The sequence below is a fragment of the Rhodococcus sp. MEB064 genome (assembly GCF_000834565.1).
In the GTDB taxonomy this organism is placed as follows: domain Bacteria; phylum Actinomycetota; class Actinomycetes; order Mycobacteriales; family Mycobacteriaceae; genus Rhodococcoides.
In genome coordinates this window covers 196,250-217,940 of record NZ_JXQS01000002.1, presented here as the reverse complement: position 1 = coordinate 217,940, position 21,691 = coordinate 196,250, and the positions used below count along the sequence as shown (strand labels likewise).

The window sequence follows — 21,691 nt, the reverse complement described above, 5'->3', positions numbered from 1 at the left end:
GGGGCATGAGTTCTGCACCGGAGAAGAAGCCCACCTACGAGCTGTCCGACGACGAGTGGCGCACGAAGCTGAGCGCCGCCGAGTACGCCGTGTTGCGCAAGGCCGGAACCGAGCGTCCGTACGTCGGCGAATACACCGACACCACCACCGAGGGTGTCTACAAGTGCCGAGCATGCGACGCCGAGCTGTTCCGCAGCACCGAGAAGTTCGAGTCGCACTGCGGCTGGCCGTCGTTCTTCGACCCCAAGGACACCGACGCCGTCATCCTGAAGGTCGACCGCTCGATGGGTATGAAGCGCACGGAGGTGCTGTGCAGCAACTGTCACAGTCACCTGGGCCACGTCTTCGAGGGCGAGGGCTACCCGACGCCGACCGATCAGCGGTACTGCATCAACTCCATCTCGTTGACTCTGGCACCGTCCGAGTAGGTCGTCAGAGCGACAGGTAGTACGCGCTCTGGGACGGGTAGTAGTCGTCGAACGACGGCAACTGCCCGTCCTGTCGCGCTGCCACCAACATGTCGAGGTAGTACTCCCACCCCGGCCCGATGTCGCCGATTCCCTCGTCCGACTCGAGGTGGTGGACGAACGTCAGCGTCGTCACGTCGTCGGTCTGCGCCAGGGTGATCTCGAAGTGCCACCCGCCGGACTCGACGGCCACGTGGTGCGGCGCCCGGCACCCGACGATCGTCATGTCGGACACCGGCGAGTTCTCCTCGAAGCCCATCGTCACGCGGATCGTGCCACCCTCGCGGCCCTCACCCTCCCAGCTGCCGTACCAGCGAGCGGTCCGGTCGCTCTCGGTGACGCTGGCCCACACGTCGTCGATCGGTGCGCGGAACGTGCGCCGGAGCTCGAGGTCGACACCCGTGTCGGTGCGGTGGATCCTGCCGGTGGGTTCCGGATGTCGCGTCATCGGCGCATCGTACTGCGCCGCCGTTGCTCACAGAACGGGTCCGCAGGGCCGAATGTGCCGCCTCGGTACCGGTTCTGTGCAGAACGGCTCGCCGCCGCTAGTGTCGGCTCCATGCGCACCTTCACCTCTGCAGACGACATCACCTCCGCCATCGGCGAGACGATCGGCACCAGCGACTGGTTGGAGATCACCCAGGAGCGTGTGAACCAGTTCGCCGATGCCACCGGCGATCACCAGTGGATCCACGTCGACCCGGAGCGCGCTGCGAAGGAGAGCCCGTTCGGTGGCCCCATCGCACACGGCTACCTGACCTTGTCGTTGCTGCCGGCGCTGTCGTGGCAGACCTACACGGTGGAGAACTCCACGATGGGCGTCAACTACGGCAGCAACAAGGTGCGCTTCGTCAATCCCGTCGCCGTCGGGTCACGCGTGCGCCTGGTCGCCGTGCTGGCGGCGGCGGACTCGCTCCCGAACAACGCCGTCCAGATGACCGTCGACTCGACCATCGAGATCGAGGGTGTCGACAAGCCTGCGCTGGTCGCCCAGGTGATCAGTCGCGTCTATTTCTGAGGACGCGGCACGAACGTCGGCTGATCGTGCGCGCGGACGGGCGGTAGTTCGCCCGTCCACTTCTCGATCTCCACGAGCACGTGCTGGCCGGTGGAACCTTGTGCGAGGGAGGATGTTCCGCGATCCGCCGTCAACACGTTCGGATTTCCGTGCACGCACATCGACTGCGGGTCCGACGGGTCCAGCGGGTCGTACCAGGCACCGGTGGAGAGTTGGACGACGCGTATCCGCATCGCGTCGTCGACGATCAGTCCGGCCAGGCACGACCCTCGATCGGTGAACACCCGGACCACATCGCCGTCGACGAGTCCCCGCCGATCGGCATCCACGGGATGCATGCGGAGGGGTTCCCTGCCCTGGATCTTGGACGCGATGCTGACCGCGCCGTGGTCGAGTTGACTGTGCAGTCGCGTCCTCGGCTGGTTCGCGATCAGGTGCAACGGGAACTGCGCCGCGCGTGAGCCACCGAGCCACTCGTCGGGTTCGTACCAGGCGGGATGTCCGACGCAATCGTCGTATCCGAAGGCGTCGATGTCGGCGGAGAAGATCTCGATTCTCCCGCTGGGCGTCCGCAGCGGCGCGCGCTCGGGGTCGTCGCGGAAGTCCGACAGCAGAGTCAAGTTCTCCTCGGTGTCCATCCGGAAGGAGCCGTCGGACCAGAAGCAGTCGAATGTCGGCGGCTCGACTCGGCCGGCGTCGCGGACGAAACGCCGCCACGGCTCGTACAGGTGCCGAAGCCAGTCCGCGGACGTCCGACCCTCGGTGAACTCGTACTCGACTCCCAGTTCGCGGGCCAGCAGCGTGAAGGTGTCGTAGTCGTCCTTGCTGTCGGCGAAGGCGGGCACCGCCGCCTGCATCGCCACCAACAGCGGATCGTTGCGCGTGCAGCTGAGGTCGTCGCGCTCGAGAGTGGTGGTCGACGGAACGACGAAGTCCGCGTGACGCGCCATCGGTGTCCAGTACGGCTCGTGCACGATGATCGTGTCGGGTCGGCCGAGCGCGCGGCGGAAACGACCGATGTCCTGGTGATGGTGGAACGGGTTCCCGCCCGCCCAGTGCACCAGTCGGATGTCCGGGTACGTCCCCGTCGTACCGTCGAACTCGAACGATCCTCCCGGGTTCTCCAACATGTCCGAGATCGCCGCGACGGGGATGGATGACGCCACCGCATTGAGGCCCTGCGGAAGCGTCGGCAACGGGTAGGGCACCGGGCCGAGTCCGGGTTCGTTCATCGACCCGTAGCCGTGGCCGAATCCTCCTCCGGGGACTCCGATCCCGCCGAGCATGGCCGCGAGGGTGATGCCCATCCACGGAGCCTGCTCACCGTGCCGGATCCGCTGCAGCGACCACGTGACCGAGACGAGGGTCGTGCTCCGGGCCATCCGCCGGGCGAGGTCGACGATGTCCGACGCGGGCACGCCGGTGATGCTCTCGGCCCACTGCGCCGTCTTCGCGACGCCGTCCGACCGCCCCAGGAGATAGTCCTCGAAACGGTCGTACCCGGTGGTGTAGCGCTGCAGGAAGGCCGTGTCGTGCAAGCTTTCCGACGCCAGGACATGTGCGAGCCCCAGCATCAGCGCGACGTCGGACCCGGGGACGGGCGCGATCCACTCGGCCGCACCGTCGGTGTCGTCGCGGATCGGGGAGATGCTGACGATGCGTCCGCCGCGCGCCCGCAACCGCTGCAGTCCGTCCCGTGCCGGATGGTTGCTGGTGCCTCCGTGATTGACGGAGGTGTTCTTCAACGGCACACCGCCGAAGGCCACCAGCAGATCCGTGTGGTCGGCGATGACGTCCCAGGACGTGGAGCGGGAGAACATCTTCCAGTGCGTTCCCATGACCCGCGGCATGATCGCGCCGGTCGCCCCCAGCGAGTAACTGCCCACCGACCGCGTGTAGCCGCCCAGGGTGTTGAGGAATCGGTGGACCTGGCTCTGGGCGTGATGGAACCGACCAGCGCTGCCCCATCCGTACGAGCCGCCGAAGACGGCCTCGTTGCCGTGCTCACCGATGACGCGCCGCAACTCGCCGGCCAGCAGGGGAACGAACTCGTCCCAGTCGAGTTCGACGAAGGAGTCGTTGCCACGGTCCGTGGACGGACCCGGTCCGTTCTGGAGCCACCCACGCCGCACCGAGGGGCGGCGCACACGTGCTCGGTGAGTCACCGATCCGGGGACGTTGCCCAGGATCGGTGACGGATCGGCGTCGCCCACCGGCGGATGCACCGCGACGACATCGCGGCCGTCCGTGTCGGCCGTGAACATGCCGAAGTGGGCCATCTGCTGAACGCCGGTGCGGCCGAATCCCATCGGACGTCAGTCGATCCGGAGGCCGTGCTCGGTCACCACATCGACCAGCGCGGACGGGCGCTGGTCCGTGGGAAGCGGATCGACGAGGCCGAAGGACATGCCGAGCGCCCTCGCTCCGCCGTCCGCCTCCTCGCTGTCACCGACCATGAGGCACGACTGCGCCGGGACACCGAGCGCGTCGACGGCTGCGCGGAAGATGGCGGGGTCCGGCTTGACGGCGCCCACCTCGAAGGACAGCGAGTAATACGTGATCAGGTGACCGACGCCGAGGTGGTCGAACGCGGGGCGCAGGTCGAAGGCGATGTTGCTGACGACGGCGATCGGGATGTTCTGATCGGCCAGTCCGCGGACGACCCGCGCGGTGTCGGGGTAGGCGGTCCACGAGTCCGGGTCGATCACCTTGTCGTACAACGACTCCGCGTGATCCTTCCGCCGTACGCCCGACGCCTCGAGCACGGCGAGGTAGGCAGCGCGGTGCATGGCCGGGTCCAGATCGCGCGCTTCCCAGGCACGGTGGCCGTCGTCGTCGAGTGTGACCACCGACCCGACGGGTTGAGTCATGCGCCGCATCAGTTCCGCCTGGAAGTGCCCGTCGACCTTCTCGTCGTCGCCGACGCGGAGATCGGTGAACCAACTCTCGTCCTCCTCGAGCCGGAAGAGCGTGCCGGAGAAGTCGAAGAGAACGGCGGCGGGTGTGCTCACGGAAGCGACTCGACGAGGGCCTCGACGCTCACCCGAGGACCGCTGAAGAACGGAACTTCTTCGCGCACATGCCGTCTCGCCTCGGTCGCACGGAGGTCGCGCATGAGGTCGACGATGCGGTCGAGGCTCGGCGCCTCGAACGCCAGGATCCACTCGTAGTCGCCGAGCGCGAACGACGGAACAGTGTTGGCGCGGACATCCTTGTACCCGCGGGCGGCCTTGCCGTGATCGGCCAGCATCGTCCGTCGTTCCTCGTCGGGAAGCAGGTACCAGTCCAGCGACCGGACGAACGGGTAGACGCAGATGTACGCGCCCGGCTCCTCGTTCGCGATGAACGCGGGAACGTGCGACTTGTTGAACTCGGCAGGCCGATGCAGGGCCGCGTTGCTCCAGAAGGCGTCACAGGCGCGCCCCAGTGCCGTCGAGCGGCGGAACCGTGAGTACGCCGCCTGAAGATCCTCGATCCGCTCGGCGTGCCACCAGATCATGAAGTCGGCGTCGGCGCGCAGACCCGCGACGTCGTAGATGCCGCGCACCACGACATCGGTGTTCTCGAGACCGTCGAAGAACGCCTGTGCCTCGGCGAGCACGGCCGCTCGGTCCTCACCGAGTGCGCCGGGTCGGGCCGTGAACACCGAGTGCATGGAGTACCGGAGGGTGGAGTTGAGTGCTGCGAAATCGAGACGTGCCATGAGTCCATCGTGCCACCCGACGCGCCGACGTCACGAACGGGTCAGAGCGCTGCGGCCAACCGCAGTGCCGCGGCGGACGCCGTCGCCACGCAGGCGGGGACCCCGACGCCGTGCAGGTAGGCGCCCGCGAGTTCGAGCCGAGAGATGGCGGCTGCCGCCGCGTCGATGCGGGCGATCCGGGCGACGTGGCCGGGCCGGTACTGCGGCAGGCCCCCGTGCCAGCGCTGCACGAACGCCGTCGTCGGCACGTCCGTGATTCCGAGTACGTCCTGCAGGTCTCGACGTGCGGCGTCGATCAGGACGTCGTCGGGTCGGTCGACTATCGCGGAGTCCCCGAACCGCCCGAAGGACACGCGCACCAGTTCGCCTCCACGCTCGGCAAGGTGCGGCCATTTCCTGCTCGACAGCGTGAACGCCTTCGCGCGCAACGGGACACCGGTGGAGTCGAGTTCTCCGGTGGCCACCAGCACTCCCGAGTTCTCGGGCAGGTCGCACGCGTCGTACCCCAGTGCGACGACGGCCGACGACGCGAGCGGTAGTGCGCCGAGTTCCGTTCCCAGCGCCCGATCGACACCGACGAGCAGTCCCGACGCGACCGGCGCGGGCACCGCCAGGAGGACACCGTCCACGGCGCCGACTCCGGGAATCACCCACTGCCCGCCGGAATCGCGCGTGAGGTCCGCGACGTCGGCATGCACCTGGTCTGCGCGCGACGACGCCAGCAACGCCTCCAGCAGCACGCCGTATCCGCGGCGTAGGCCACCGAAGACGGGCCCGGGCGCAGGAGTCGGCCGAGCACGCTCGACAGCCTCGCCGAGACTGCTCGCGCCGCCGTCGAGGGCTGCCGCAAGCGTCGGCAGCGCCGCCCGCACGCTCGTGGTGTCGGACAGGCCCGAGTACACACCGCCGAGCAGCGGGTCGACGCTGCGGGCGGTGACCAGCGGACCGAACCGTTCGGAGACGAGGGCGCCGACGGCGGCGTCGTCACCCGGTGTCCAGGCCAGGGGCCGCGATCGCTCGTCATCGATACGTCGGCAGGTCTCGTCGTCGACGATCGACCGCACGGATTCGGAGGTGGCCGGGATCCCCATCAGCGTTCCCACGGGCAGGCTGTGCAGCGCTCCCCCGGTGCGCAGCAGCGGCCTCGCGGTGGACGACGGTCGGACCAGTTCGTCCGACAGGCCCAGCTCCGCCAAGAGTTCGGGCACCTCGGGTCGCCGAGCGATGAACGCTTCCGCGCCCACGTCGACCGGGCCGGAACCCATGTCGACGGTGCGCAACTTACCGCCGATCCGCTCGGCGCTGTCGACGATCACGATGCGGGCGTTCTCCCCCAGCAGCCGACGCAGACGATGGGCCGCGACCAGGCCGCTGATCCCGGCTCCGACGATCGCGACCGAGGTCACAGCTGGTGCACCATCTCCACCACCGATGTGACGACGCCGGGATCGGTGGCCGGCAGGACGCCGTGTCCGAGGTTGAAGACGTGTCCGGTCGCGCCGAGGTCGAGGGCCGCGTCGGCTTCGCCCACGATGCGAACCACATGGCGACGCAGTGCGTCCGGGCCGGCGAACAGGACGGCGGGGTCGAGGTTGCCCTGCAGTGCCTTGCCGGGGCCGACCCGTCGTGCTGCCACGTCGAGGGGGATCCGCCAGTCGACACCGACCACGTCGGCGCCTGCCTCACCCATCGCGCCGAGCAGCTCACCCGTGCCGACACCGAAGTGGATCGTGGGGATGCCTGCCGACGACACCGCGTCGAACACGCGCGTCGAGTGCGGGAGGACGAACTCGCGGTACTCGGCCAGCGACAGCGCGCCGGCCCAGGAATCGAAGAGTTGCACGGCGTCGACGCCGGCGCCGATCTGCGCCTGCAGGAAGCCGATGGTGGTGTCGGCGAGGGCGGACAGCAACGCGTGCCACGTGTGCGGATCGGAGTGCATGAGCGCCTTGGTGCGCTCGTGGTTACGACTGGGGCCGCCCTCGACGAGGTAGGACGCCAACGTGAACGGCGCTCCGGCGAACCCGATCAGCGGTACGTCGCCGAGCTCGGTGAGGAGCAAGGACACCGCCTTCGCGACGGGTTCGACCTGCTCCGGCAGCAACGGCGGCAATGCCTCGACGTCGGCGACCGTCCGCACCGGGTTCGCGATCACCGGTCCCGTACCGGCCACGATCTCGAGATCGATGCCCGCCGCCTTCAGCGGTACGACGATGTCGGAGAACAGGATGGCGGCGTCCACGCCGTGGCGGCGCACCGGTTGCATCGTGATCTCGGTGACCATCTCCGGGTCGAAGCACGAGCCGAGCATCGTGGTGCCCTCGCGCAACTTCCGGTACTCGGGCAGCGACCTGCCCGCCTGCCGCATGAACCAGACGGGCCGACGCGTCGGCACCCGCCCGGTCGCCGCCGCGAGAAACGGTGCGTCGGGCAGCGAGCGACGCGGGGTCGTATCGCTACCGGTGAGGGCGTCGTCAGGCGTCGTGTTCATCGCCGACCATGCTGCCACGCCGCCGCCCGTCCCCCTACGGCGCGCCTCTGACCACGGCGTCGGCAACCGGGCTAACGTCCGCTCTCGTGACCACGTCCGAGACCGCCTCGCAGCCTGCGCCCTTCCGCGCCGCCATCGACGCGATGCACCGGGCGACGGTCCACCCCAGCATCGAGGTCGGCCCCATCCGACCGCCGCAGCGTCTCGCACCGTTCAGTTACGCCCTCGGGGCGGAAGTTCGGCACTCGGAGACCGAGTCGGTTCCGGAGCAGAGCGACGGCGACGCGTTCGGTCGATTGATCCTGCTCTACGACCCCGACGGTGACGAGGCGTGGAACGGCACGATGCGTCTGGTGGCGTACATCCAGGCCGACGTCGACGCCTCCCTGGCATCCGATCCGCTGCTGCCAGAGGTCGCGTGGAGCTGGTTGGTCGACGCCTTCGAGTCGCGGTCGGAACCGCTCACAGCTCTCGGTGGCACCGTCACGTCCACCAGTTCCGTCCGCTACGGCGACATCGCCGGGCCGCCGCGCGCCCACCAACTCGAGCTTCGGGCGTCCTGGACTGCGCTGAGCGAGGAGCTGTCGGTGCACGTCGAGGCCTTCGGCGAAGTGCTGGCGTACGCGGCGGGCCTGCCGCCGGCCGGCATCACCGCTTTGGGTACACGCGGCGACTCCGGCTCGTCCGGCGCCTAGAGTTCGGGGAATGTCCGACCCGACCGCTCCCGACTCGATCTCGCCCGACGCGGCGTCACCGGACGTGACCGATCCCGCCGAGCCCGAACCTGCCGAACCACTCCTCGCTCCACGGGACGGGGTGCCGCCGCTGACCGACACCGCCGAGGCCGTGCGTGCGGCGGCCGACCTCCTGGCGTCGGGAACAGGTCCGCTGGCCGTCGACGCCGAACGCGCGTCGGGGTTCCGGTACTCGGCACGGGCGTACCTCCTGCAATTCCGTCGGCGTGGCGCGGGCACCGTGCTGCTGGACCCGATCCCCGTCGTGCAGAGCGGCGGCGTCGAGGCACTCACCGTCTTCGCCGACGCGATCAACGGCTTGGAATGGGTCCTGCACTCGGCCGATCAAGACTTGCCCGGACTCGCCGAGCTGGGCATGACTCCGGCGAAGCTGTACGACACCGAACTGGCCGGTCGACTGGCGGGCTTCGAGCGTGTCGGGCTGGCTGCAATCGTCGAGCGCACCCTCGGGCTGTCCCTGCAGAAGGGCCACGGCGCTGCCGACTGGTCCACCAGGCCGCTTCCCGACACGTGGCTCAACTACGCGGCGCTGGACGTCGAAGTTCTGGTGGAGCTGCGCGACGTGATGGCCGAGGAACTGGCCGCACAGGGCAAGACCGAATGGGCCGCAGAGGAATTCGAGTACATCCGCACCGCCCCGCCGGCGACGCCGAAGCCCGATCGTTGGCGTCGCACGTCCGGTATCCACACCATCAAGAACCCCCGCACGCTCGCCGCGGTCCGCGCTCTGTGGATGGCGCGGGACGACCTGGCACGTCGCCGCGACATCGCCCCGAGCCGCGTTCTCCCCGACTCCGCCATCGTCGCCGCGGCCCAGAAGAACCCCGGGTCCGTCGCCGAACTGTGCTCCCTGCCCGTGTTCGGCGGTCCGCGTCAGCGTCGTCAAGCCAAGGTGTGGCTCGAGGCCCTCGACCGTGCGCGCGCACTGTCCGACGACGCGCTTCCTCCCGTCACGCAGCCGTTCGTCGGGCCGCCGCCCGTCAGCCGGTGGGCACGCCGCGATCCGGACGCCGCGGCGCGGTTGTCCTCGGTGCGGGAGGCGATGGCCGCACTGTCGGCGGAGGTATCGGTGCCGGTGGAGAACCTCCTGACACCCGACGTCGTGCGTCGCCTGTGCTGGGAGTGGCCGACCCTCGTGTCGGGCACACAGGAGCCGGACGACGCGGTGATCGAGTCGTTCCTGCTGTCCCACGGGGCGCGCCCCTGGCAGCGCGCCCTCACGGTCCCCGTTCTGGCCGCAGGCCTCGCGCACATCCCCGCAGAGGCCGAAGTTACCGACGAGTAGGACCGGGTTAGAGTGGGCGCGCGAGCCGGAGGCCCGGCTCGTTCCAGCGCCTGCCGGAAGGAACCATGTCTTCTCCGAAATCCGCACCCGCTCGCTCCGCGTCCAGTCGCGGTGTCGCGTTCGTCGACGGCGTCCGCACACCGTTCGGCAAGGCCGGCCCCAAGGGCATCTACGCGGATACCCGTGCGGACGACCTCGTCGTCAAAGCGATCCGCGAACTCCTGCGCCGTAACCCCGAGCTTCCCCCCGAGCGCGTCGACGAGGTCGGCATCGCCGCCACCACGCAGACCGGAGACCAGGGTCTGACCATCGGCCGCACCTCCGCGCTGCTCGCCGGACTCCCCCGCAGCGTCCCCGGCTTCGCCGTCGACCGCATGTGCGCCGGCGCCATGACCGCCGTCACCACCACCGCGTCGGGAATCGGCTTCGGTCAGTACGACGTCGTCATCGCCGGTGGCGTCGAGCACATGGGCCGCCACCCGATGGGCGAGGGTGTCGACCCGAACCCACGCTTCCTCGCGGACAAGCTCGTCGACCCGAGTGCACTGGTCATGGGCAACACCGCCGAGAACCTGCACGACCGTTACCCGTCGATCACCAAGGACCGCACGGATGCCTACGCCGTCGCGAGCCAGGAGAAGTACGACGCGGCCAAGAAGTCCGGCCTGATCGCCGAGACACTGGTCCCCGTCGCCACGAAGTCCGCAGCGGGCTGGGGTCTGGCCACCGAGGACGAGCCGCCTCGCCCCGGCACCACGCTCGAGGACCTGGCGAAGCTCAAGACGCCGTTCCGCCCCGCCGGACGCGTCACCGCCGGAAATGCCGCCGGCCTGAACGACGGTGCGACCGCCGCGATCCTCGCCGGTGAGGACACCGCCGCCGAGCTCGGCCTGAAGGTCGGCATGCGCATGGTGGGCTTCTCTTTCGCCGGCGTCGATCCCGCCGTGATGGGAATCGGTCCCGTCCCCGCCACCGAGAAGTTGCTGTCCCGCACCGGATTGTCAATCGAGGACATCGGCCTCTTCGAGATCAACGAAGCCTTCGCGATCCAGGTTCTGGCGTTCGCCGAGCACTTCGGCATCGCCGACGACGACGCCCGGATCAACCAGTGGGGCGGCGCCATCGCCTGCGGGCACCCGCTCGCGTCCTCCGGTGTCCGGCTCATGACTCAGCTCAGCCGGCAGTTCGCCACCCGTCCCGATGTCCGCTACGGCCTGACCACCATGTGCATCGGCCTCGGCATGGGCGGCAGCGTCATCTGGGAAAACCCCGCCTACGACGGAAGTAAGTGATTGCCATGACTTCTGCCTTCTCCGATGAAGTGGTGACCCACGCGTTCACCAAGATCGTCACCGTGCCCGGCCTCGACGGCCCGGTCGCCATCGTCACCCTCGACAACGGTTTCGACCACACCAAGCCGTCCACCTTCGGACCTGCCGGACTCACCGAGCTCGATGCCGCCCTGGATGCGGCCTATGCCGCAGATCCGGTGGCCGTCGCGGTGACCGGCAAGCCCTTCATCTTCGCCGTCGGCGCAGACCTGAACGGCGTGCCGAACATCTCCGACCGGTCGGTCGCCCTGGAGATCGGCACGTTGGGACACAAGGTGTTCCGACGTCTTCGCGAGTCGACGGTTCCGACGTTCGCGTTCGTGAACGGCGCCGCTCTGGGTGGTGGACTGGAGATCGCGCTGCACTGCCACTACCGCACCGTCGCGGACAACGCTGCGGCACTGGGGCTCCCGGAGACATTCCTGGGTCTGGTTCCCGGCTGGGGCGGAACTCAGTTGCTGCCCAACCTGATCGGGCCGGCCAATGCCGTCACCGTGGTGATCGAGAACGCGCTCAACCAGAACCGGATGCTCAAGCCCGCGGACGCACTGAAGCTGGGCATCGCGGACGAGGTCTTCGGCGGAGCCGACTTCCTCGAGCAGTCCCTGCTGTGGGCCGCGAAGGTCGTCTCCGGGGACGTCACCCCGACCCGCCCCGAGATCGACCGCGGCCAGGGCTGGGACGACGCGATCGCCCGGGCCAAGGCCATCGTCTCCGGCAAGACCGGCGACCACGCACCGGGCCCGGTGCGCGCCGTGCAGCTTCTGGAGCTGGCGAAGTCGACCGACATCACCGACTCCGCGTCGCTCGACACGGCGTTCGCTGCCGAGGACGAGGCGCTGGCCGACCTCCTCATGGCCGACGAGTTGCGCGCCGGTCTCTACGCCTTCGATCTGGTGCAGAAGCGTGCCAAGCGGCCCGCCGGAGCGCCCGACAAGTCGCTGGCTCGAAAGGTCACCGGCGTCGGCATCGTGGGCGCCGGCCTCATGGCCAGCCAGCTCGCGCTGCTGTTCGTGCGTCAGCTGAAGGTGCCGGTGATCCTCACCGACATCGATCAGGAGCGGATCGACAAGGGCGTCGGTTACGTCCACGCCGAGATCGACAAGCTGCAGGGTAAGAAGCGGCTGTCCCCCGACGCCGCGAACCGCCTCAAGGCACTGGTGTCCGGATCGCTCGACAAGGCCGCGTTCGCGAGGACCGACTGGGTCATCGAGGCGGTCTTCGAGAATCTCGACGTCAAGAAGAAGGTCTTCGCCGAGCTCGAAGAGTTCGTCTCCCCCGAGACGATCCTCGCGACCAACACGTCGTCGCTGTCGATCACCCGCATGGCGGCGGAGCTCAAGCACCCCGAGCGGGTCGTCGGATTCCACTTCTTCAACCCCGTCGCCGTTCTTCCGCTACTGGAGATCGTCCGCGGTGAGAAGACGGACGACGCAACTCTCGCAACAGCATTCGCAACGGCGAAGTCCTTGAAGAAGTCAGCCGTGCTGATCGCCGACAAGCCCGGCTTCGTCTTCAACCGCCTCCTCACCCGCGCCCTCGGCGAGGTCATGAACGCGATCGACGAGGGCACTCCCTTCGACGTCGCCGACAACGCCATCAGCGAGCTCGGCATGCCGATGAGTCCGCTCACGCTGCTCTCGCTCGTCGGCCCCGCCGTCGCACTGCACACCGGTGAGACCATGGCCGAGTACTACCCGGAGCGGTTCCACGACTCCCCCGGCCTGCAGGCGATGGTCGCGAACAAGAAGTCCGCGGTGTGGACCTACGGCGCCGACGGAGCCAAGACCGTCGACCCCGAAATCGCCGATCTGTGGCCGCAGGGCGACTCACCGTCGACGTCCGAGCAGGTGCTCGATCGCACCCGCCGCGCCTTCGCGGAGGAGATCGACATCATGCTGCAGGAGGGCGTCGTCGCAGCCGCCCAGGACATCGACCTCTGCCTGATCCTCGGCGGCGGCTTCGGGTTCTGGAACGGCGGCATCGTGCCGTACCTGGACCGCACCGGAACCTCCGAAGCCGTCACCGGTCACCGGTTCCTCGACAAGGGTGTCGCCAGCCTGTAGTCGTACCCGGCGCCATACCGCCCGTGCGCCCTCCACGTATCCCCGGATACGTGGAGGGCGCACGGGCGTTTGCGTAGGTTAGGCTACCCAATGTGAAACGTTCTCGACTTCTCCCCGCCATCGCGGCCACTGCCGCGCTCGCCCTCGTCGCCGGATGCTCGTCCGACACCGATTCCGACGCGCCCGCAGCCGCGTCCGGGGGCGCGTTCCCCGTCACCGTCGACCACGCCTTCGGCTCGACCGTCGTCGAGGCTCAGCCCCAGCGCATCGTCACGATGGGATGGAACGCGCAGGACATCCTCGGCGCTCTGGACGTCACGCCCGTCGGGCAGCCGAAGTACACCTACGGCGCCGACGAGAACGGTGTGATGCCGTGGGCGCAGCAGTACTACGACGCCGACGCGACGACGTTGTACGACGATCCCGCAGCCGGAGATCCCGACGTGGAGACCATCGCGACACTGACGCCCGATCTGGTGCTAGCCCCCTACGAGGGCTTCCCGAAGTCCTACTACGACACGCTGTCCGCCGTCGCACCCGTCGTGGCCTACCCCGGCGAAGCGTGGCAGACGACGTGGCAGGAGCAGACCACGATGATCGGCGAGGCCGTCGGGAAGCCCACGGAGGCGCAGGCTCTCATCGACGGAATGGGTGAACGACTCGCAGCGGAGGCCGACGCCCATCCCGAGTTCGCCGGGAAGACCGTCGCGGTGGTCAACCTCGACACGGACTCGGGGCAGGCGAACGTCTACATGCCGTCGGATCCTCGGGTGCAGGTGCTCACCGAGATGGGCTTCGTCAACGCTCCGGGTGTCGTCGCGTTGGACGAGTCCGACGGAGCGGACGCCTTCTTCTCGACCATCTCGTTCGAGAACGTGAAGAGCATCGACGCGGACGTCATCGTCGCGTTCACGCCCGAGGGCTTCGACTTCTCCTCGGTTCCCGCGCTGACGACGCTGCCGGCGGTGTCGCGCGGTTCGGCGATCTCCCTGACCGACACGCAGGTGGTCGCCGGACTGAGCAACGTCAACCCCGTCAGCACACCGTGGGTTCTCGACCGCATCCTGCCGCGACTGAAGGACGCGGCCGACAGAGCAGCCTGAGCTCAGATGTCGCCGGGCTGGTGGCCGATCCACCCGCACACCCGCCCGGCGATGTCCGCCGGAGTCAGGCCGATGTCGGCGTGGATCCGGTCACGCGAGCTGTGATCCAGAAACTGTTGCGGCACACCGAGATCCCGGCACGGAACGTCGACGCCACCGGCTCTGAGCGCCGCCGAGACGGACGCGCCGATACCGCCGTGCAGGCCGCTGTCCTCGAGCGTGACGACCAACCGGAAGTCCGCCGCGAGCTTGACCAGCGAGTCCGGCACGGGCAGAACCCATCGGGGATCCACCACTGTCGCCTGCACACCGCTCGCGGCCAGCTCCGCCACCGTGTCCAGAGCCAGGGACGCGAACGGACCGACAGCGACGAGCAACACGTCCGCCTGCCCCTCCGGCTCGTGCAGGACGTCGACGCGATCGTCGAGTCGACGAACTGCCTGGATGTCGGCGGGGATCGCACCCTTGGGGAACCGCAGCGCTGTCGGCCCGTCGGACACGGCCAGAGCCTCGCCCAGCTCCTCGCGCAGCGTGGCGCCGTCGCGCGGAGCTGCGACCCGCATGTTCGGCACGATGCCGAGCAGCGACATGTCCCACATTCCGTTGTGGCTCGCTCCGTCGGACCCCGTGACGCCCGCTCGGTCGAGAACCAGCGTGACGGGGAGTTTCAGCAGCGCGACGTCCATCAACAACTGGTCGAAGGCGCGGTTGAGGAACGTCGAGTAGATCGCGACGACGGGATGCAGTCCGCCCAGGGCGAGCCCGGCCGCGGACGTCAGCGCGTGCTGCTCGGCGATACCCACGTCGAAGAACCGATCGGGGAACTGTTCGCCGAACGCAGCGAGACCTGTCGGGCCCGCCATGGCCGCGGTGATCGCGACGACGTCCGTCCGTTCGGTGCCCAGCGCGATCAGCTCACGCGAGAACTCCGACGTCCAGTCCGGCGCCGAGATGCTGGTCGCCAGACCGGTCAGCGGGTCGATGACACCCGTGGAATGCATCTGATCGGCGACGTCGTTCTCGGCGAACGAGTAGCCCATGCCCTTGCGGGTGACCGCATGCACGATCACCGGACCGCCGAATGCCTTGGCTCGACGCAAGGCCGATTCCAGAGCCGCCTGGTCGTGGCCGTCCACCGGTCCCAGGTACTTGATCCCGAGGTCGGTGAACATGACCTGCGGGCTGATGGCGTCCTTGAGGCCGGCCTTCATCCCGTGCAACATCGCGTAGGCGGCCGAGCCGACCACGGGGAGGTTCTTCACCATGTGCCGACCTGTGTCCAGCGCGCGCTCGTAGTTCGGCTGCAGGCGCAGAGTCGCGAGGTGATCGGCGAGGCCGCCGATGGTCGGAGAGTAGGAGCGGCCGTTGTCGTTCACGACGATCACGACGGAGCGGTCCTTGCCGGCGGCGATGTTGTTGAGCGCTTCCCAACACATACCGCCGGTGAGAGCACCGTCTCCGACGACGGCGACGACATGGCGATCGCCTCGGCCGGTCAGCTGGAAGGCCTTGGCCAGGCCGTCGGCGTAGGACAGGGACGCCGACGCGTGCGAGGACTCGACCCAGTCGTGCTCGCTCTCGCTACGGGACGGGTAGCCCGACAGGCCACCCTCCTTGCGCAACGAATCGAACCGATCAGCTCGACCGGTGACCATCTTGTGGACGTAGGCCTGATGACCGGTGTCGAAGATCACGGGATCACGGGGCGAATCGAAGACGCGGTGGATGGCCAGAGTCAGCTCCACCACACCGAGATTCGGCCCCAGGTGGCCACCTGTCGCGGATACTTTCTCGACCAGGAATCGGCGGATCTCGGCGGACAGCTCCGCGAGCTCCTCGGGGCCGAGAGCGCGCAGGTCGCTGGGCTCGTGCACGCGATCGAAAACACCCAACGAAATCGCTCCCTCTCCAGAAGTGCCTGACGCTCACCGGGCAGGACGCACGGTGAGCAGGCGAGTTCTCACGAGTCTACGTGGAGGCCGAACGGCGGGTTACCGTACGAGCGCCGATTCACGGCGCAACCGGGAAGAGTGGTGACGATGACCGACGTGGTGCAGCAGATCCTGGAGGAGGTCCACGCGATGTGTGTGGCGGATACCTCCGGCGCCGTCGCCGACTACATCCCCGAACTCGCGGCAGCCGACCCGGATCGTTTCGGCATCTGCCTCACGACAGCGGACGGCCACGTCTACGAGGTCGGCGACACGGACGTACCGTTCACGATCCAGTCGGTCTCGAAGCCCTTCACGTACGCGCTGGCGCTCTCCGACAGGGGCGAGGACGACGTGGCGAGTCGCATCGACGTCGAACCGTCCGGTGAGCCGTTCAACGAGATCAGCCTGGACCCGGTGACGGAACGGCCGCGGAACCCGATGATCAACGCCGGGGCGATCACGTCCGCGTCGCTCGTCGCCGGCGACACGCCGAGCCTGCAGTTCGGCCGCATCCGGGAGTCGTTCTCGCGCTACGCCGGTCGGGAGCTGACAATGAACGCGGCCGTCCACGCGTCCGAGTCACGCACCGGACACCGGAACCGAGCCATCGGTCACATGCTGCGCTCGTTCGGCATCATCACCGACGATCCGGACTCGACCGTCGATCTCTACTTCCGGCAGTGCTCGCTGGATGTGACGTGCCGCGACGTCTCGATCATGGCCGCCACGCTCGCCAACAACGGTCTCAACCCGTGCACCGAGGTGCGCGCTCTCGATCCCGTCCTCGTCGAGCGTGTGCTGAGCGTCATGACGACCTGCGGGATGTACGACGGCGCCGGGGACTGGGTGAACCGCGTCGGTCTTCCCGCCAAGAGCGGTGTCGCGGGCGCCGTGATGGCCGTCCTGCCCGGCCAGCTCGGCATCTCCGTCTTCTCCCCCCGGCTGGACGCACACGGCAACAGCGTCCGCGGCGTGATGGCCTGCCGAGAACTGTCGCGGAGGTTGGAGCTGCACTTCCTCCACGTCGGACGCGCCGCGCGCAGCGCGGTGCGAGCCGAGTACTCCGTCGGCGACACACCGTCGCGTCGGCGTCGCACCGCGGCGGAACAGGAAACTCTCGCCGCCCGCGGACGTCGGGTGCGTGTGTTCGAGCTACACGGTGACCTGCTGTTCGCAGCGGCGGAGAGCGTCGTTCGAGCCGTGTCGACGGCTGTCGACCAGGGTCGCGACGCCGGCACGGCGATCGACGGCGTGATCCTGGACATGCGCCGGGTCGACGACGTCAGTGGTGTCGCACGATCGATGCTCGATGCACTCGCGGCCGGGCTGCGACGCGAGAACTGCGCGGCCGTTCTCGTCGATCCGCGGTCGACGATGGCACACACGGTGTCGTCGCTGTCCGAGCACGACGGGACCGGCAGAGTGTTCGACGATCTCGACTCCGCCCTGCGATGGGGTGAGGACACCGTCCTCGATCGATGGTGCGGCGGCGCGCGTCAGCCGACCGAGGTGACGCTCGACGAGCATCCGATCATCGCCGGTCTGGACGAGATCCACCGCCGTGCGGTCACCTCGCGGACCACCGAGGCGCGGTACGACCGAGGTACGGTCATCGCCCGCATCGGAGACCCACCCCTGGGCCTGGCGATGGTGCTGTCGGGCCGGGTGGCGGTGGACTTCGTTCTCCCGGACGGCACCGTGAGGGCCGTGTCGACACTGTCGGCCGGCATGAGCTTCGGCGAGATGCCCCTGGTGCGCCGCTCACCGTTCGGACTGCGGATCACCGCGGCGAAGGACACCGAGGTGGCACTGCTGAGTCCGAAAGACTTCGACGCACTCACCGAGACCGACCCGCACGCCAAGTCCGCACTGCTCGAAATTCTGCTGGACCGTGCCTACGAGCAGGCGGAATCGATCGTGGCAGCGCTCCGGCGCTCGGGAATCGTCTGACGCGTCAGGCGTCGAGCGTGACCGCGGCGATGGGGGTCGTGGTCGGTGCGTCGGACCCGGACTCGGGCTCCACCGTCACCGCCCACGTCGTCATGCCGTCGAGTCCGCTCACGACATGTTCGTCGGCGGCAGTCGCGGACGACTCGGGAACGAGTCCGGCCGGACGAGGTGCGGGATCGCTGCCGATCAGCCACATCTCGAAGACCTTGCCCTCGCCCGGAGACGCCAGCCCGTCCAAGGTGACGACGGCAGCATCCTGCGAACGGGACCATCGCACCGTCGCGGTGCCGCCGCCGGCGACCTCGACCGTGCTGGACCGCACATCGTCCGATGCGAGCACCTGGGACGTCGGGGACGACGACGGTCCGGACAATTGTTGGGTCACGACGGTTCCGCCGACACCGACGACCACCACGGCCGCGGCGGCGGCAGCGAGAACGCGGAAACGCTTCCGTCGGCGATCGTCGAGCGAGACGACGGGCGCGAGCTCCGGGCTCGGATCGCCGGACGGCTCCGACCGGACACGGTCCTGAGGTGTCGACTCGAGGGCGTCCAGAATGCTCGACCGCAAAGTCGAGGGAGGTTCGGCGGCGGACGTCGCCGCGGAGAGCGCCATCGTCTCGTCGACGGAGGCGACGATGCTCTCGAACCAGGCACGGGTCGCGTCGTCGGACCGCGCGAGGCGACTCTCGATCTCCGCACGCTCCGACAGGCTGACAGCGTCCAAGGCATAGGCGTAGGCGTCGTCCACCACGGATGTTTCGTCGTCGTCGCGACGATGGCGACCGATCTCGTCACTCACCGGTGTCCACCCCCAGACAATTCTTCAACTTGATCAGTCCATCTCTGATACGGGACTTCACCGTCGGGACGGCGACGCCGAGACGCTCGGCCACTTCCCGATAGGTCAATCCGCTGTAGTACGCCATGCGGACGGATTCGCGCTGCGTCTCCGTCAAGGTGTCCAGGCACCGGACCACGGACTCCGACTCGAGCGTCTGGGTCACCGACTCCAGAACCTGGTCGTGTGCGGGGCTGTGCGTGGAGGATCCGTAGAGCGCTTCACGGTCCGTTCCGGACTGTTCCGACCGGACCCGGTCGACGGCGCGGCGGTGGGCCAGCGTCATCATCCACGCGAGCGGCGAGCCCTGGGCCGGGTCGTAACGGTCGGCCGTCTTCCAGATCTGCAGGAACACTTCCTGAGCAGTCTCTTCGCTGAAACCGGGATCCCTGAGGACTCGCAGAACCATGCCGAACACACGCGCCGAAGTCGCGTCGTACAGGTCCGCGAACGCGCGTCGATCACCGTCGGCGACGCGCGCGAGCAGTCCCCGGAGCACGTCCGCCTCGGCGAGTCGTCGTCGCTTGAGATCCGGATCGGGCACCGGACACGACGGATCGGAGACGGACTCGCGACGGTGTCGCGCGTCGGACGAGCCGGCGTCGTCTGCGGTCGTTCCCTCGGCACTCACAGTGCGCAGGCCGTCCGCGAAGAGTTTCTGGTCGAGTTCATCGACCATGAGACTAGTGCTCATCGATCGCACATCCTCACTACCTCGATGATCTCGCTCGCCATGTCGCCGCCTCGTACGTCGAAAACGAGCGTCGCGACCTTCCACAACGTGATTCGTCACCGGTGCCGACACGGATCGGTAGACCCGTACGCGGCAGAAAACCCGTTGCGTCGACACGAACCCTGCGTCACGATTCGCGGCGAAGTCGATACCTCCGATTTCCGGACATACCGATGAATTCGGGCTGCCGGGAGAGTCAGGACACTCATGACGACGACACGAGAGACCGCTATCGAGGCGGACGGGTTGATCAAGAAGTTCGGGGACACCGTCGCGGTCGACGGCGTCGACCTCTCGGTACCGCGCGGCGGTGTCTACGGCGTGCTCGGGCCCAACGGGGCCGGGAAGACGACGACGATGCGCATGCTCGCCACCTTGACCGGCATCGACGGTGGTCGGGCACGTGTGCTGGGCCACGACGTCGCCACCGAACCGGACGCCGTGCGCTCGAAAGTGGCGTTGACAGGCCAGTTCGCGTCCCTCGACGAGGACCTGACGGGAGGCGAGAATCTGGTCCTGCTCGGTCGGTTGTTCGGATTCACCCGTCCGGCGGCGCGTGACCGCGCCGAGCTCCTGCTCCACGTCTTCGATCTCGTGGAGGCCGAAAAGAAACAGGTCAAGACGTACTCGGGCGGGATGCGTCGTCGTCTCGACATCGCGGCGAGCCTCCTGGTCACACCCGAACTGATGTTCCTCGACGAGCCGACCACGGGGCTCGACCCTCGCAGCCGTAACCAGGTGTGGGAGATCGTGAGGTCACTCGTCGCGGGTGGCACCACGGTGTTGCTGACCACGCAGTACCTCGATGAGGCCGATCAACTGGCCGATCGGGTCGCGGTCATCGACCGGGGCAAGGTCATCGCCGAGGGCACCACGGCGCAGCTCAAGGCGTCGGTCGGCACGGGGTCCCTGCACGTCCGCGTCGCCGACGCGGTGCAGCGCGACGATGCCGCGCGGATTCTGCGGTCGACGCTGGGGACGGACGTCACGCAGGAGTCGGATCCGTCGACTCTGACGGCCCTCGTCGACGACACCGCACTGGTCGCCCGCGCCCTAAGTGCGCTGACCGAGGCCGGGGTCGACGTGTCCACCTACGCCCTCGGGCAGCCGAGCCTCGACGAAGTGTTCCTGGCTCTGACCGGTCGCACCACCGAACTGGAGGCATCCTGACATGACGACCACGAACGATCCGACCACCGCACGCGTGTCGGCGCCGACCATCGCGGACCTGCTGCGCGATTCGGGTCCGCGACCGCCCCGGCCGTCCTCGACGTCGGCAGCTCTGTCCTTCGGCTGGCGGGCACTGCTGAAGATCAAGCACGTGCCGGAGCAACTGTTCGACGTCACGATGTTCCCGATCATGTTCACGCTGATGTTCACGTTCCTGTTCGGCGGCGCGCTCGCCGGCTCCACCAGCGCCTACATCCAGTTCCTACTACCCGGAATCCTGGTCCAGACGGTGGTGATGATCACCATGTACACCGGTATGACCTTGAACAAGGACATCGAGAAGGGCGTCTTCGACAGATTCCGGTCGCTGCCGGTTTGGCGTCCGGCGCCGCTGGTCGGGGCTCTGCTCGGGGACGTGGTTCGCTACACCCTGGCCTCGACGATCGTTCTCGCGCTCGGCCTGGCACTGGGATTCCGTCCCGCCGGCGGTGTCGTCGGCATGGCGGCGTCGGTGGGGCTCCTGCTGGTGTTCTCGTTCTGCGTCTCGTGGGTCTGGACGATGTTCGCCCTGATGCTGCGCAGCGAGACGGCTGTCATGAGCGTGTCGATGTTGGTGCTGTTCCCGCTGACGTTCGCCAGCAACATCTTCGTCGACCCCACCACCATGCCGGGCTGGCTGCAAGCCTTCGTGTCGGTCAACCCGGTCTCGCACCTGGTGACGACGCTGCGAGGGTTCGCCGACGGGGTGATCGACACCGATGCCCTCATGTGGACGGGGATCTGGTCGCTCGGCCTGCTCGCCGTCTTCGGACCCGTCACGATGCGTCTCTACAACGCGAAGTGA

At 68.2% G+C, this 21,691-nt stretch carries 19 protein-coding genes; 10 read left to right on the top strand and 9 right to left on the bottom strand.

The genetic code is table 11. The features are described 5' to 3' along the window. The first annotated feature begins 5 nt into the window (after nt 1-5). Nucleotides 6-428, top strand: a complete 423-nt coding sequence (gene msrB, locus RU01_RS01395; RefSeq protein ID WP_042572677.1) for a peptide-methionine (R)-S-oxide reductase MsrB — start codon at nt 6-8, stop codon at nt 426-428. Nucleotides 429-432: 4 nt separating this feature from the next. Here the strand turns inward: msrB and RU01_RS01390 are convergent, their stop codons facing one another. Next, entirely contained in the window at nt 433-915 is a 483-nt protein-coding gene (locus RU01_RS01390) for an SRPBCC family protein (RefSeq protein ID WP_042572676.1), read from the bottom strand. Between the two features lie 111 nt (nt 916-1,026). Between RU01_RS01390 and RU01_RS01385 the strand changes: the two genes are divergently transcribed. Continuing rightward, nucleotides 1,027-1,485 (top strand): MaoC family dehydratase, encoded by a 459-nt coding sequence (locus RU01_RS01385; RefSeq protein ID WP_042572675.1) that lies wholly within the window; start codon nt 1,027-1,029, stop codon nt 1,483-1,485. Here RU01_RS01385 and RU01_RS01380 read toward each other — a convergent pair. The 5 genes from RU01_RS01380 to hemE are packed head-to-tail and all read right to left on the bottom strand — an operon-like array spanning nt 1,476 to nt 7,679. After that, nucleotides 1,476-3,794, bottom strand: a complete 2,319-nt coding sequence (locus RU01_RS01380; RefSeq protein ID WP_042572674.1) for a molybdopterin-dependent oxidoreductase — start codon at nt 3,792-3,794, stop codon at nt 1,476-1,478. The genes RU01_RS01385 and RU01_RS01380 overlap by 10 nt on opposite strands. Before the next feature lie 6 nt (nt 3,795-3,800). Further along, complete coding sequence (locus tag RU01_RS01375; protein WP_042572673.1) at nt 3,801-4,496, bottom strand: HAD family hydrolase; 696 nt, start codon at nt 4,494-4,496, stop codon at nt 3,801-3,803. Then, nucleotides 4,493-5,188, bottom strand: a complete 696-nt coding sequence (gene hemQ, locus RU01_RS01370) for a hydrogen peroxide-dependent heme synthase (RefSeq protein WP_042572672.1) — start codon at nt 5,186-5,188, stop codon at nt 4,493-4,495. The genes RU01_RS01375 and hemQ overlap by 4 nt, the downstream gene beginning before the upstream one ends. Before the next feature lie 41 nt (nt 5,189-5,229). After that, entirely contained in the window at nt 5,230-6,594 is a 1,365-nt protein-coding gene (locus tag RU01_RS01365; protein ID WP_042572671.1) for a protoporphyrinogen oxidase, read from the bottom strand. After that, nucleotides 6,591-7,679 carry a uroporphyrinogen decarboxylase gene (hemE, locus tag RU01_RS01360; protein ID WP_042572670.1) on the bottom strand — a complete coding sequence of 363 codons (1,089 nt, stop codon included), beginning with the start codon at nt 7,677-7,679 and terminating at the stop codon, nt 6,591-6,593. The genes RU01_RS01365 and hemE overlap by 4 nt, the downstream gene beginning before the upstream one ends. A gap of 86 nt (nt 7,680-7,765) precedes the next feature. On the opposite strand from hemE, the gene RU01_RS01355 reads away from it, so the two are divergent. The 5 genes from RU01_RS01355 to RU01_RS01335 all read left to right on the top strand — a co-directional run bounded on the left by RU01_RS01355 (nt 7,766) and on the right by RU01_RS01335 (nt 14,219). After that, the gene (locus RU01_RS01355; protein ID WP_042572669.1) at nt 7,766-8,374 is read left to right on the top strand and encodes a DUF3000 domain-containing protein; all 609 of its coding nucleotides are present in this window, start codon (nt 7,766-7,768) and stop codon (nt 8,372-8,374) included. 10 nt (nt 8,375-8,384) lie between these two features. Continuing rightward, a complete protein-coding gene (locus RU01_RS01350) occupies nt 8,385-9,719 on the top strand; it encodes an HRDC domain-containing protein (RefSeq protein ID WP_042572668.1) in 1,335 nt (444 codons plus the stop codon). Between the two features lie 65 nt (nt 9,720-9,784). After that, a complete protein-coding gene (locus RU01_RS01345; protein ID WP_042572667.1) occupies nt 9,785-11,011 on the top strand; it encodes a thiolase family protein in 1,227 nt (408 codons plus the stop codon). Nucleotides 11,012-11,016: 5 nt separating this feature from the next. After that, nucleotides 11,017-13,116, top strand: coding sequence for a 3-hydroxyacyl-CoA dehydrogenase NAD-binding domain-containing protein (locus RU01_RS01340; RefSeq protein WP_042572666.1), 2,100 nt, complete (start codon nt 11,017-11,019; stop codon nt 13,114-13,116). 92 nt (nt 13,117-13,208) lie between these two features. Further along, nucleotides 13,209-14,219 carry an iron-siderophore ABC transporter substrate-binding protein gene (locus tag RU01_RS01335; protein WP_042572665.1) on the top strand — a complete coding sequence of 337 codons (1,011 nt, stop codon included), beginning with the start codon at nt 13,209-13,211 and terminating at the stop codon, nt 14,217-14,219. Between the two features lie 2 nt (nt 14,220-14,221). Here RU01_RS01335 and dxs read toward each other — a convergent pair whose 3' ends face one another. Beyond that, nucleotides 14,222-16,111 (bottom strand): 1-deoxy-D-xylulose-5-phosphate synthase, encoded by a 1,890-nt coding sequence (gene dxs, locus RU01_RS01330; RefSeq protein ID WP_042572664.1) that lies wholly within the window; start codon nt 16,109-16,111, stop codon nt 14,222-14,224. A 147-nt stretch (nt 16,112-16,258) separates the two neighbouring features. Between dxs and glsA the strand changes: the two genes are divergently transcribed. Continuing rightward, nucleotides 16,259-18,103, top strand: coding sequence for a glutaminase A (glsA, locus tag RU01_RS01325; RefSeq protein ID WP_042572741.1), 1,845 nt, complete (start codon nt 16,259-16,261; stop codon nt 18,101-18,103). 4 nt (nt 18,104-18,107) lie between these two features. Here glsA and RU01_RS01320 read toward each other — a convergent pair whose 3' ends face one another. Then, nucleotides 18,108-18,905 carry an anti-sigma factor gene (locus tag RU01_RS01320; protein WP_052493059.1) on the bottom strand — a complete coding sequence of 266 codons (798 nt, stop codon included), beginning with the start codon at nt 18,903-18,905 and terminating at the stop codon, nt 18,108-18,110. Then, nucleotides 18,898-19,623, bottom strand: coding sequence for a sigma-70 family RNA polymerase sigma factor (locus RU01_RS01315; protein WP_327212907.1), 726 nt, complete (start codon nt 19,621-19,623; stop codon nt 18,898-18,900). The genes RU01_RS01320 and RU01_RS01315 overlap by 8 nt, the downstream gene beginning before the upstream one ends. Before the next feature lie 261 nt (nt 19,624-19,884). Between RU01_RS01315 and RU01_RS01310 the strand changes: the two genes are divergently transcribed. Further along, complete coding sequence (locus RU01_RS01310; protein WP_042572663.1) at nt 19,885-20,847, top strand: daunorubicin resistance protein DrrA family ABC transporter ATP-binding protein; 963 nt, start codon at nt 19,885-19,887, stop codon at nt 20,845-20,847. Between the two features lies 1 nt (nt 20,848). Then, the gene (locus RU01_RS01305; RefSeq protein WP_042572662.1) at nt 20,849-21,691 is read left to right on the top strand and encodes an ABC transporter permease; all 843 of its coding nucleotides are present in this window, start codon (nt 20,849-20,851) and stop codon (nt 21,689-21,691) included.

Excerpts from the sequence above, each read along its gene's own strand:
- RU01_RS01315 (WP_327212907.1), bottom strand. The coding sequence starts at position 19,623 with ATGGTCGATGAACTCGACCAGAAACTCTTCGCGGACGGCCTGCGCACT.
- glsA (WP_042572741.1), top strand. The coding sequence starts at position 16,259 with ATGACCGACGTGGTGCAGCAGATCCTGGAGGAGGTCCACGCGATGTGT.
- RU01_RS01345 (WP_042572667.1), top strand. The coding sequence starts at position 9,785 with ATGTCTTCTCCGAAATCCGCACCCGCTCGCTCCGCGTCCAGTCGCGGT.
- RU01_RS01340 (WP_042572666.1), top strand. The coding sequence starts at position 11,017 with ATGACTTCTGCCTTCTCCGATGAAGTGGTGACCCACGCGTTCACCAAG.
- msrB (WP_042572677.1), top strand. The coding sequence starts at position 6 with ATGAGTTCTGCACCGGAGAAGAAGCCCACCTACGAGCTGTCCGACGAC.
- RU01_RS01380 (WP_042572674.1), bottom strand. The coding sequence starts at position 3,794 with ATGGGATTCGGCCGCACCGGCGTTCAGCAGATGGCCCACTTCGGCATG.
- RU01_RS01305 (WP_042572662.1), top strand. The coding sequence starts at position 20,849 with ATGACGACCACGAACGATCCGACCACCGCACGCGTGTCGGCGCCGACC.
- RU01_RS01310 (WP_042572663.1), top strand. The coding sequence starts at position 19,885 with ATGACGACGACACGAGAGACCGCTATCGAGGCGGACGGGTTGATCAAG.
- hemE (WP_042572670.1), bottom strand. The coding sequence starts at position 7,679 with ATGAACACGACGCCTGACGACGCCCTCACCGGTAGCGATACGACCCCG.
- hemQ (WP_042572672.1), bottom strand. The coding sequence starts at position 5,188 with ATGGCACGTCTCGATTTCGCAGCACTCAACTCCACCCTCCGGTACTCC.
- RU01_RS01385 (WP_042572675.1), top strand. The coding sequence starts at position 1,027 with ATGCGCACCTTCACCTCTGCAGACGACATCACCTCCGCCATCGGCGAG.
- RU01_RS01350 (WP_042572668.1), top strand. The coding sequence starts at position 8,385 with ATGTCCGACCCGACCGCTCCCGACTCGATCTCGCCCGACGCGGCGTCA.
- RU01_RS01390 (WP_042572676.1), bottom strand. The coding sequence starts at position 915 with ATGACGCGACATCCGGAACCCACCGGCAGGATCCACCGCACCGACACG.